The 12,948-nt window shown below is 37.2% G+C and carries 7 protein-coding genes; 6 read left to right on the top strand and 1 reads right to left on the bottom strand.

The annotated features are described in order from the left end of the window. Positions 1–63: 63 nt before the first annotated feature. The 5 genes from ACE94K_RS19450 to ACE94K_RS19430 all read left to right on the top strand — a co-directional run bounded on the left by ACE94K_RS19450 (position 64) and on the right by ACE94K_RS19430 (position 10,723). Positions 64–3,684, top strand: a complete 3,621-nt coding sequence (locus ACE94K_RS19450) for a hypothetical protein (protein ID WP_378176379.1) — start codon at positions 64–66, stop codon at positions 3,682–3,684. Positions 3,685–3,697: 13 nt separating this feature from the next. Next, positions 3,698–8,332: a DUF6443 domain-containing protein gene (locus tag ACE94K_RS19445; RefSeq protein WP_378176376.1), complete on the top strand. Its 4,635-nt coding sequence runs from the start codon at positions 3,698–3,700 to the stop codon at positions 8,330–8,332. 2 nt (positions 8,333–8,334) lie between these two features. Continuing rightward, positions 8,335–8,841, top strand: a complete 507-nt coding sequence (locus tag ACE94K_RS19440) for a hypothetical protein (RefSeq protein WP_378176373.1) — start codon at positions 8,335–8,337, stop codon at positions 8,839–8,841. 153 nt (positions 8,842–8,994) lie between these two features. Beyond that, positions 8,995–10,131 carry a tetratricopeptide repeat protein gene (locus ACE94K_RS19435; RefSeq protein WP_378176370.1) on the top strand — a complete coding sequence of 379 codons (1,137 nt, stop codon included), beginning with the start codon at positions 8,995–8,997 and terminating at the stop codon, positions 10,129–10,131. A gap of 19 nt (positions 10,132–10,150) precedes the next feature. Continuing rightward, complete coding sequence (locus ACE94K_RS19430; RefSeq protein ID WP_378176368.1) at positions 10,151–10,723, top strand: hypothetical protein; 573 nt, start codon at positions 10,151–10,153, stop codon at positions 10,721–10,723. A gap of 234 nt (positions 10,724–10,957) precedes the next feature. On the opposite strand, the gene ACE94K_RS19425 is transcribed toward ACE94K_RS19430, so the two are convergent. Further along, complete coding sequence (locus tag ACE94K_RS19425) at positions 10,958–11,938, bottom strand: IS110 family transposase (protein ID WP_378174882.1); 981 nt, start codon at positions 11,936–11,938, stop codon at positions 10,958–10,960. A gap of 491 nt (positions 11,939–12,429) precedes the next feature. Between ACE94K_RS19425 and ACE94K_RS19420 the strand changes: the two genes are divergently transcribed. Then, positions 12,430–12,906 (top strand): hypothetical protein, encoded by a 477-nt coding sequence (locus tag ACE94K_RS19420; protein ID WP_378176365.1) that lies wholly within the window; start codon positions 12,430–12,432, stop codon positions 12,904–12,906. Positions 12,907–12,948: the final 42 nt, after the last annotated feature.

The raw sequence follows: 12,948 nt of genomic DNA, 5'->3' as shown, positions 1-12,948 counted from the left end.
TTTTTTCCCGTAGGTTTGCCGCCGCAAAAAAAGTAAGTAACAAATTAACTAGTAAGAAGTGTTATGATGAGAAAAATTGTATTATTGTTTGCGATGGTTGCTGGTATAGTGGCTATTGGTCAAGAAGGCTATTATGGGGGGTATAGTCCATCTGCAACCACCAAACCAACTGCTGCAAAAATAGCAGGAGGTGGTAGTGCCACCGTAAATCTAACTAGCGGAAGTGTACAGCAGTACGTACCCATTTACAATATCGAGCAAAATGGGGTTTCCTGGGGTACCGGATTGCAGTATAGCTATTCAGGGCTTAGGGTTATGGAAGAACCGTCTGCTATTGGATTAGGCTGGGATTTAGTAGCTACCGGAATGGTATCCAGAGAAGTAAGAGGATTACCGGATGATCATCCTAAAGGATATCACGGATCAGAAAATATTCGAAGTACGATTCTTGATCCTTACTATTATTTTGATCCCAATGCAACCAATGCTTCTACCAATGGTAAAAAGGTGATCAAAGAACATCACGCCTATTTGCTGGCACAGGGAATGATGGATGGCGAACCGGATGTATTTCATGTAAGTGCCGGTGGAATTAATTTTTCTTTCAAGTTGGATGAAAACTTACAACCCGTATTGTTATCACACCACAATGTAAAAGTAAGTTTTAGTTGGAACCAAATTACAGTAACGGATTCCGAAGGAGTGCGCTATGTTTTTGGAGCCAAAGAGATCTTTACTCCGGTTCCCGAAGATGATATTGTACAGACATTTGGCCACGGTGGTACAGCATTATTGCCAATAGAGCCGAATTATCCTTATACTCGTAGTTGGTATTTAAGTAGTATACAACCACCCAATACGACTCAACTAATCAGCTTTACGTATCAGAATCATTTGTTCAAAACCAAAGCGTTTTTACCAAAAATCTATTCGTATAAAGGATTACAAGCACAGTTTTTAGAAGGATTGTTAACAAAAGTAGTGTTTACTCCCGGGAATCCTTTACAGCTTCCTCAACAACAGCAGCCAGCAGAATTACAAGAAGGACAGGATCCTAATGTGTATACACATACCCGATTGGATGTGGATGTAACCGTTCCGGTATTAAAGAAAATTACTTTTGCCGATGGTTCTCTGCATTTCAATACGGCAACCGTTTCATCGGGGGCACATCACAAATATAGTTCTGTGGACCTTAAAGATTTTCACGGAAAATTAATCAACTCGTATGACTTTTTTACCGAAGGGAACCGAGATCTGTTAAAAGAAATACAAACCAATAATGAATTCGCTTTTGGCTTTGACTATTATTATGAGGATATCCCATCTGATATTCCGGTTTTTGAATATAATGATAAAGTAGTTAATTCTACCATGGATGTTTGGGGCTATTACAATGGTTCTCAGTTGTCTGCAGATCAGTTAAAAGCAGAAGGTAGTGCCTTGCCGGTTTTAAAACATACAGTTGCCGGGGCATTACAAACCATTCGTTATAAAACAGGAGGACAGACAAAAATTCAATATGAATTAAATAGGATCCCGCAAATCCATGATGCAGTAAAAGGCTATGGTACCTGGAATTTTGATAGTTCATTTACCGTATCAAGTAATAATGCGAATAGTATCGGTACTTCCCGAAAACAAGTGCGCTCTCGAACATTTACGACTCCTACACAAATCGAAATAGAGCATACAGCTTCTATTAAGAAATATGGATCACGAGTGCAGCTTAAAATTTTCAAAGAAGGATATGGTGGAGAATATATTCCGTATACAGATTGTAACAATAATAATGGTATCGCCCAATTGTATATCAATGAAGTAGGAGAGCGAGACGATCTTACTGAAGGATTGGTACAGTATCATAGTTATGGAAAGTGTTTGTTTACGATTCAGCCTGGAACATATACGTTTTATGTAGAAACAGAAGCTAATACCGAAGCTCAGATCATTGTCAACTACGGTAATGATCCCGATTATCGTAAAGAATACTATGAGCATTGGTACGGAGGAATCCGTGTAGCTAGCATTCGTAATTGTCCTGTAGACACCGATCAGTGTACCGAAAAAAGATATCAATATACCAATGATCAATGGGTGTCTAGTGCCAAAGTGTACACTTCATTAAAGCTAGAGCCAAGAAAATACTGGTATCAAAATTCAGGTCAGGATCATATTGGTACGCCTCCGGTTTGGAGTAAAAATAGTAAGTACATTCCATTCTATGTAAAGGGAAGAGGATTGCCAATTTATTATTCGCAGGTAAGTGAATCTGTGGTTTCCACCGATCCTATGAGTAATGCCAAGAACGGAAAAACCGTATATACGTATGAAGATCCGTATTTCTTTAATGAACCTTATGATTTCAACACTAGGGAATATTACGATCGCGCACCTAAAGGTGTAAACGAAGGCGGATTGCGAATCAGCACGGTGAAAACCTATAAAAAAGATACTTCTCAGTTTATACCGAAAGATCAGTTAATCTCAGAGCAGCTATACGAATACGAAGCGGTGACGCCGCCAACAGATTATTTTGGAAACGCAACGTCCAATGCCTATCCATACGGAATTAAGGTAATTGCAAAAACACAGATCAAACGGGATATGCATTATGATAAGCTAATCCCTATCATTATGCAGCAAAATAATATGAACGTGCTGCCTTTGGGACTTCAGAATTTTAAAGAATATTATGAAAACAGAACTCAGGCGGAATTCGAAGAATATGCCAGAAGAATGATTAATTATACTGGTTTTCCTGTAAATTCTTTTGGTTGGAATGATCTATTCAGAATGGCAAAAGGAGTAGGTAGCGTAGAATCTGATCAAACAGAAATTGCCAATGAAACCAACGAAATGTACACGATTATAAGCTATAAAGACACCAATGTACAATACCAGCGAAAAAGAGTAGTGAGCAAAACGTATTCTGATATGGATCCTGATCAGTTTCAGGAAGGGATACAGGAGTTTGAGTATGATAGCAAGCAACAGGTAATAGAGCAACGCAGTACAACCTCCAAAGGTGCTACCAAAAAAGCAAAATACTATTATCCTTATCACAGTACGGTCAATAACAATACGCTGGTTTCTAATAATCGTATTGCTTCTCCCGTAAAGACAGAGACATTTCACAACAACAAAAAGCAAAGCACTGCCTTGGTGAATTTCGATTCCTGGAATCCGGGAGGGTATCTTCCTAAAACCATTCAGTCTGCCAAAGAAAATGCAGCGTTGAAGGACCAGACGGTTTTTCATAAATATGATCCGTATGGAAATCCTTTAGAGACTTCTGCCAAAGAAGGAATTCATACCATCTATGTTTGGGGGTACAATCATACTACACCAATAGCGGTGATTACAAATGCCACCTACACGGGGATGCCCTCAACGGTACAAAACCTGATCAATGCAGCCATCGTCGCTTCTGATAATGATGTGAGTATAGCAAGCGAAAATCAGCTGAGAACCGCTTTGCAAAACCTAAGAAATCATAGTTATTTTTCAAAATCACAGATGGTAACCTATACCTATGATCCATTGATCGGGATGACCAGTACCACCGATGTAAGAAACAGAACAGCTTATTATGAGTATGATGCTTTGCATAGACTCAAACAAGTAAAAGATCAGGATGGGAATATTCTATCAGCCAATGAATACAATTATAAAAACAACTAATACAGTAAGAGAGATGAAAAATTTATTTTTAGCCATTGCTGTATTAGTAGGTACAGCACTAAGCGCACAGACGCAAACAGAAAATTATGTAAAGACTACGGTCTATCAAACCGAGGTAAAAGAAGGACAGCAGTCTCAGGTATTAGAGAGTGATAAGATCGTTTCGGTCAATTATGCAGATGGTTTGGGCAGGACCAAACAATCCGTCGCTGTTAGAGCCGGAGGACAACAACAAGATACCAATATCCTGGACTGGACAAATGACTGGACTGCAGGTGGTGGAAATACACCATTGTTTAATATGAACGGTCAGTCTACAGATAATCAAAGAATCTACGGTACCAACCCGTTTGGAGAACAATCGCTGCTATGGCGTTGTGGTAATGACACCAATAATGACGCCGATGGTGGGTGGAATACCGATTATATCCCCGTAGATAAGAACGTGGCCTATCGCTATACCGTTTGGGTAAAACGAACCGGATCACAGGATGGAAGAACCTATCATGGTACTCAAAATGTAAATACATTGAATGGAAATCCACATAGTAACCCCTATTTTTTCAATGGAGATTTACCGCAATTAGACATCTGGTATTTAATGGTTGGAATCGTTCATCCCCATACCTATACCGGAAATGGAAGTGGTGTTAGTGGTGTTTATGATATCAACGGAAACAAAGTCTTAAATGGTATAGAGTTTAAATGGAGCAATAATACAACTACTGCAAGATTCAGGAATTATTTATATTTTTCTGTAGATCCTGATGTACGTCAATACTTTTGGAATCCAATATTGACCAAAATAGACGGTAATGGATCACCGATCAATCAATGGGTGCAACAATCCAAACCCAAAGACATTGTAGCACATTATGAGTATGACGCATTTGGGAAACAAACCAAATCATATCTGCCGTATGCTTCAGATCAGACGCAGCACGGAGCTATCTATACTGATGCCTTAGCAGAGCTGAAATCATTCTACAATACTACAAAGTATGAGAATACGTTAAATCCGTACAGTGAAACGATTACCGAAGCCTCTCCGGCAAATCGCGTGATCGAACAGGCAGCACCCGGAAATCCCTGGAAATATGATGAAGACTTGGTACATCCCGGAAATCCAGTGTATGCTTCGTATCCAACGGATATTGTATATAGCAAAACCTGGAACGCAAAAGATATTTTTTACATTCCCGGTCAGGGAACACCACCATCAGAAGGGGATCACGATGGGAATCCATTAATAGAAGGAGATAATTATGTAGTGATCACTACCTGGAACGAATCCTTACGCGTATGGATCAAAGCAAGTACCACAAACAAATTACCAACAGGAAGACTACGTAAATTAGATATCGTACCCGTTATTGATCAGTTGGATTGGGGATACGTAAAAGACGCAGCAGGTAATAACACCGATTATAAAATAGGGATAGAGGACAACTATGTTGTAGTGACTGCTGTAAACCAAAATCCACGATGGATCAGTGGCGGAGTTGATATGCGATCAGATTATAATCTGAACCAGTTACAGTATTTTACCGGGCAGTATAATGGGTATACCAGCAACGCTGCAACCAACGCCACAACCAAAGCTGCATACGGACTCAATACTAGCGGAGAAGTACACCGGTTTGATGTGGTGATGCTTAATGGCAATAGCCAAACTCCATCATTAGTTGGCAACGGAACCTATGCTGCCGGACAGTTGACCAAGAATATCACTAAAAACGAAAACTGGAAACCCGCAGACGGTACCAACAAAACTGCAGAAACCTTTACTGATAAAAACGGTAATGTAATATTAAGCAGAGCGTTTAATAATGGAGAAAAGTTGGAAACATATAATGTATATGACGATTTTGGAAACCTAACTTATGTAATCCCACCAAAGGTTACGGTAAGTAACGGAGTGTCTTCAAGTGAGCTCAATGAGCTCTGTTATCAATACAAATACGATGATCAAAACCGATTGATCGAAAAGAAAATACCCGGAAAAGGATGGGAGTATATCGTATACAACAAACTGAACCAGCCGGTCATGACCCAGGATGCGAATCAACGAGCAAAATCAACCAAAGAATGGTCATTTGTCAAGTATGACGTATTTGGAAGAGTCGCTTATACCGGAATGAGCAAAAACAATGCATCCAGAGCAAGCCTACAGAGTGCTGCGGACTCTAACAACTATCAACAGCACGTAACCAAAAGATCCACGGCACTATCGTTGGCAGGTACCGCTGTGTATTATAGTAATGATGCCATTCCTACAGGTTTTAGCGAGGTGCATACTATCAATTATTATGACGACTACACCTTTGATCGCGACGGCATCAATAAACCAGGTACAGTATTTGGTGTAGCAACTACCAATGTTACCAAAGGCTTGGCTACAGGATCAAAAGTAAGAGTGCTGGGAACCAACAACTGGATTACGAGTGTGATCGCTTATGACGCCAAAGGAAGAAGCATTTGGGGTGGTAGCCGTAACCGATATCTCAATACCATCGATTATAGCGAAACCCAACTGGACTTTACAGGAAAACCAATGCAGGTAAAAACGACGCATACCAAAGGTAGTAATGCTGCCTTGGTTACTGTAGATCGATTTACCTATGATCATATGGGGCGTTTGTTGACGCAAAAACAAACCATCAATAATCAGGCAGAAGAGCTACTGACAAAACACGAATATGATGAGCTGGGACAACTGGTGCAGAAAAAAGTTGGAAATGCAGAACAGGCACCACTGCAGACCATTGATTATACCTACAATGTAAGGGGTTGGATGACTAAGATCAATGATCCGAATGCATTAGCAGATGACTTATTTGGGTATAAAGTAAACTATAACACACCCACTCACGGAGCTACCGCGTTGTATAACGGTAATATCTCAGAAATCGAGTGGAAATCTGCAAACGATAACGCGTTGCGTTGGTATACCTACTCTTATGACCATCTGGATCGCATTACCAAAGCAGTGGATAACGCCAATCGCTATAGTTTGAGTAATGTAACCTATGATAAAAATGGAAATATTACCAAGCTAGCACGAAGGGGTGCAGTAAATGCTGCTGCCACGAGTTTTAATGCTATGGACAATCTTACGTATCAGTATGATGCTGGAAATAAATTACTGAAAGTCACCGATATAAATACCAAATATTTTGGTTTTAAGTCAATATATAACGGAAGTAGTAATCATTATCTTTATGATGCTAATGGTAATATGACCTTAGATCGCAATAAAGGGATTTCTAATATTACCTATAATCATTTTGATTTACCTACTAAGGTTACTATTTCTAATAATGAAGGAACAGGAAATATTACCTATATTTACGACGCCACCGGAGCAAAGCAGAAAAAAATGGTCTCCGGAGGAAGTTCTTTAACAACAGAATATGCCGGAAACCACGTGTATGAAAACGGACAACTAAAATTCTTTCATACCTCAGGTGGATATGCAGAACGATCTTCTGGTACCTCGAGCCTGCCTGACGGGCAGACAGGCGGAGCCGAGAGGTACGATTATATTTATCAGTATGCTGACCATTTAGGTAATGTTAGATTATCATACTCAGACAAAGACGGAGATGGTCAAATAGACGTTCTTAGAAATAACACAGATGTAGATGGTGATGGCGATTATGCCAGAGAGGTTTTACAAGAAAACAACTACTATCCCTTTGGTCTGCAACATAAGGGGTATAATAATCGGATTACAGGCCAGGAACATAAGTATAAATACAATGGTACAGAATTAACAGAAGAGTTAGGACTGAACTGGTATGAGATGCCACTGAGATCCTATGATCCGGCAATCGCCAGATGGAACCGTATTGATCCAGTCGTGCATCACTCTTTATCTACTTATAATGCTTTTGATAATAACCCTGTAGTGTATGCTGATCCGAGTGGTGGTAATAGCGAGTTAAGCTCTCGTATGGATAATCAGATTTTTGATGAGGGACGCTATATGGGATTACAGGAAAGAAGATATAATGGTGTTATGGGAGGTTTTGGGTATGGAGATATCAAAGCCCATGATTTTGATTTTAATTATGAATCAAACAATAATGCTTCTACATATGTTGATAGATCAGGTCAGATAATACATTATGAAGATGATGGAGATAATGGTATTTATCTTGTGCTAAATCCTGAAGATGGTTTGAATAAAAGTTGGTGGATAGGTACAGAAAGAAAAGGTCGGACTTATACACCAGGTGATTATTTACAAGAAGAGGATTTACTTCCAAGGTATCAGAATAATCCTCAGGCTTTACCAAGTAAGTTTAGTTATAATGCACTTATCAGGTTAGAAGATAGGAAAACTATTGGAATTATTTGGGGGGCTGAGTGGCTAGGAGGAGGAACTCTTGTTACTAGATTCTCTCTTAAAGAATTAACGAAAGTTTGGGGAATAAAAACTGTATCAAAAATTCCAAAAGGGTTTCAGCTAACTAAGAAATTTGGATTTCAACATGGACAAAAGGTCTATCAATACAAAGGAAGATATTATTCCAAAGATATTGATTCTCATAATGGAGGTGTTTGGAAGGTATTTGAAGAGGTTAATGGGCGATTAAAAAGAATAGGAACCGCAGGTGCAGATTTGAAGATTTTTAAAAGATAGTTATGGTTATAGAACAAGTAACCTCTAAAAATTTTGATAAAAGTTTAGGGGAATTATTGAAAACAAAAAAGGCGGATAATATTGTGAAAGGTCGATTTGATCTTGAGTCAATAGAATTAACTAAGAAATCAAATTTTATTATTGACTTTCTTTCTTCAATTAAATCAATTGAAAGTTTAACATACAAAATACTTTTTTGGGAAAAAGATAGTGCCATAGAGAATTTAATTAAGTTTAATTCTAGTAAAGATGATAGTTTTAAAATAACTCTATCATATAAAAACGATCAACCATCAGGTGTTGCGTTTCTTGAGTCAAAAAAAGTAGACAACCATTTTTTGAAAGTATTATTAGATAATCATTTTAATTATGAAATGGCAGTTGATCCTTCTCTAAACCTTAGAGTTCAAATATGTATTAATCAAAAAAATATTATAACTATCATGGATATATATGATGATAGAGGTTTGGATATTTATTATATCCCTCAGCTCTCCAGCTGCCGCTAGAGTGATCGCTCCCGCTAGTTTTGAAAACTAGTGGCGGTATGAGTGAGCAGTAAGAGCTTGTCTGCCAACAGACAGATAATAAATAAAATAAAAGCAAAGAGCCAGTTACAGAGATGTAGCTGGTTTTTTAAAAGAAAATTACAGAATAATATAATGCGTAGATATACTTTACTATTGATAGTGTTGATTTCTCAACTCGTATCAGGTCAGGATATTCAGGAAGTTTTAAAAAATGATATTTGTGATTGTTTAGATCATCTTTTTAAAAGCGGCAAAGCAAACAAAGAGAATAATACAGTATTAGAGCAATGTTTAAGTAAAAAAATAAATTCATACACTGCAGAGTTTAGACAAATACTCATCCAAGAAAAATTTGCTCAAAAAAATGACAAAACGTTTGCTTCGCTATATAAAATTAACCCAGAAAACCTTAATGCGTTTATCGCAGGTCATCAGGATTATTTTGTAACCCAGTGTCAACCGTATTATTGGTATGTAAGTGCCAAAAGAGCTAAAAAACTAATCAATATTCGATATACTATTGATGAGAAATACCTCAAGTCGATATCTAAAAAAATAAAAAAAGGAAAACATAAAAAAGAGCATCTATATCAGCGAGCGCTGATCTATATGTCTCGTGGAGAATTTGAAAAAGCAAAAGCAGATTTTTATACCTATCAAGAGGACGATCCCAACGATGATAAGATTACCTATCATCTTGGCTGGGCTTGCGAGCTTAATGGTGAGTATGGCATAGCCAAAGCGTGGTATGAACAAATGATTAAGAAAAACAATCATTTTGATGCGATATTGGGCCGTTCTATTATTAATAGGAAAATACGGGATAATGCCCGTTTGGATTCACTTATTGACTATATGGCGTATCAAAGAATAAATCAGTCTGCAAATACTATTAAAAACAGCGAATTTTTAACAGAGAAAAAGTTAACAGAATACCCAAAACCAAAAAGTTGCAAAGATCTTAAAAACAATGAAGAGGTAAAGACCTGTTTTAATAATTATTTCAAAAATTTTGTAAATACAAATTTCAATCTTAATGTCATTGAATACAGTAACCTGCGCCCTGGAGTACATCGAATTTTAACCAGATATAAAGTTTCAAAAACTGGTAGAATAATGGATGTTTTCGTATTACACGATGATCCATACATCATAAATGAAATCACTAGGGTTTTGTATGCTATTCCTACTTTAGAACCGGGTAAAGTAGATGGTGAACCGGTAGAAGTTAGATATTCATTTCCCTTAATATTACAAAGTTCTGAATAAAAAAATAAAATCATAACAAATGAAACATACACTATTACTTTTTCTTTTATTAAGTAGTTCTCTAATGCTATCACAAGAGCAAAAAATCATAGATAATGACAGTATCCTATCCTGGGATGCTGTAAGACGATTAACCTGGGAAGATTTTAAAGGCACCAAAGATCCTAATCAATATGGTCTTAATGATGCCTTGACTACTTATAAATTAGAAATCCTACCGGAGATCGTTCCTGTGGATGAAAATGATAATATTCATGGATATGAGAAGATGGATATCGCCACGTATTTTTTTAAACAAAAATCATGGATGGTAAAACGCGATGTTAATGTGCTGATCTATGAACAACTTCATTTTGATGTTGCAGAGCTATTTGCTCGTATGATGCGTAGAGGATTTGAGGAGCTAAAGCGAAAGAAAATTAGCAAGTTTGGCGATTATCAAAGAGTGTATACAGATTTCTGGAGGTATTGTAAATCCTATCAACAAGAAATGAATGAAGAAACCCAAAATGGTAGAGATCAGGAAGCTGTGCAGCGATGGATTGATAAAATCTATAAAGAACTAAAAGAGGTAGAGCAATATGCCAAATAATTGGTTGTTATACTGAGTTTTCCAGAGTATTCCCGGACTTCGAGAGCCTCAGTCCTCGAATATGATTATGTATAGATTAATAAACTTCCGAAGGGAGAGATTTCGAGAGCCTCAATCTCCCCAAGATCTTGTTTTCGAAAGGAGAGGTGTTACACTGAGCTGTCGCACTGAGCTGTCACACTAAGCTGTCACACTGAGCTGTCACACTGAGCATTCTAAGACAAAAGCAAATTTTTATGCTACCAATTTTACAAAAGGCTCATTTCTTTTGGCTACTGCAAAAATTCTAAGTACTAATTTGTTTGCTACTGCATTTTTCACACTCATATGATGTTTGCCTTCAGCAATCTTTCTTTTGTAATATGCTTTGATCTGTGGATCGTGTTGTATTGCACTAATGGCTCCTTTAGTCAACATTGCTTTTAATGATTTATCTCTTAAAAAATGGGTTTTGGTTTTCCCTCTTATACTGCTTCCTGACTTATAAGGAAAAGGCGCAAGACCACAGTGACAGCTGAACTTTCTAGCGTTTTGAAACTTGATAAAGTTTTCTGTTTCCACGATACACTTCATAGCAATTATCGGACCCACACCAGTTATCCTTGTAATCTTTCTATAGCTATCCTTTAGGCTTTTATCCTGATTGATCAATTTCAGCATCTCAGCTTCAATCTTTTTGATACTTTTCTCAATAGACTTATACTGCTTTTTCTCTTCCCTGATTAGCATTCTTACATCAACCGACTCGTTCAATATCGTATTGGCCTTCAGACTGTTTTGAATCTGTACGGATATCTTTACATAACGCTCTCTAGCTGTCATAAGGGCTTTTAGTTTGCTTAGGTTTTCGGTAGGTAGATTAAAAGGAGTCAACTTGTGTTTGTTGGTGACAGCATATTCAGCAATACGATAGGCATCCTTTGAATCACTTTTGCCTCTTTGAATACCTAATGATTTTTTCAATTCCAAGGGATTGATCAAATAAAAAGTAAACCCTAGCTCGCTTAAACAATGGACTAAGATCGAACCATAATGCCCCGTATGTTCCAGAGTAAAAATGACTTGATGTTTTTCAAATTGACTGAGCCACTTTATAATACTTTTCCGTTCATTGCTTAAAACACCTTTGTCTTTGATCTGCACATCACAAGCCACTAGTATACAAAAATCTAAAGTATCTTTAGAGATATCGATCCCTACAATAAGTTTTTTCATAACTTTAATTTAGCTATTAAAAACCTGAAAAGCCAAAAGGTCTGTGTACTAACGCTATTAATAAGTCTTAAGCTTAACATTCTAAATGGTACCAAAACCTAAGAAGGGAAAGGACTAATGCTCAGGATAGATCTCGAAGTCTAAGAGTCGAAATAGTTCACCTTTTCCTTCTGGTTTTTCAGAAATTTAATACGATTAAACTTCCTATAAATATAGAATACTAAACTAATAGCTTGTCGAAGTGTTGTTGAAGTGTTGTCGAAGTGCTCTCGAACCCAGAGGCTATTGTACAAATTATACATAACGAAGTTTTTGAAGGGTGAGGTGTCACACTGAGCTGTCGCGTTGAGCTTTTTTCCAGAGGTGACAAGATTTGTTGTCGAAGCGTTCTCGAACCCTGAGTATAAAGATGTTTTTTGTAAAACTATAGGAAAACAAAGTATTTGATTTATTATCCCTAAGTTCGCAATACATAAACTTGTTGATCGGATATGAAAGCAGCTACCGTTAGAGAATTAAAACTAGAACTAAACAATTGTTCCCAACAGGAATTAGTAGCACTTTGTTTGCGATTATCTAAGTTCAAAAAAGAAAACAAAGAATTACTTACCTATTTGCTGTATGAAGCATCAGATGAAGACCATTATATAGCAGAGGTAAAATCAGAAATCACCAAAGAATTTGATCTGATTAATACCAACAGCTATTACTACATCAAAAAAAGCGTTCGTAAAATTCTACGTATCAGCAAGAAGTACATTCGATATTCTGGTAAAAAAGAAACCGAGGTAGAAATTGTGCTTCATTTCTGTTCTGAACTAAAGCAGATGCGACCTTCTTATAAAAACAACCGAGTGCTAACAGGTATTTACGATAGACAAATTAATAGCATCCAGAAGATCATTACTACTTTACATGAAGATTTGCAGTATGATTATCGGCAAATTTTAGTATCTATAGATGCCTAATACGGGCGTCCATTTCATAATAAAAGAGCAGGTTTAGAATTT

Origin of the sequence: Aquimarina besae, assembly GCF_042434905.1 — a bacterium.
GTDB lineage: Bacteria > Bacteroidota > Bacteroidia > Flavobacteriales > Flavobacteriaceae > Aquimarina.
This window is presented reverse-complemented; position numbering and strand designations above follow the sequence as displayed.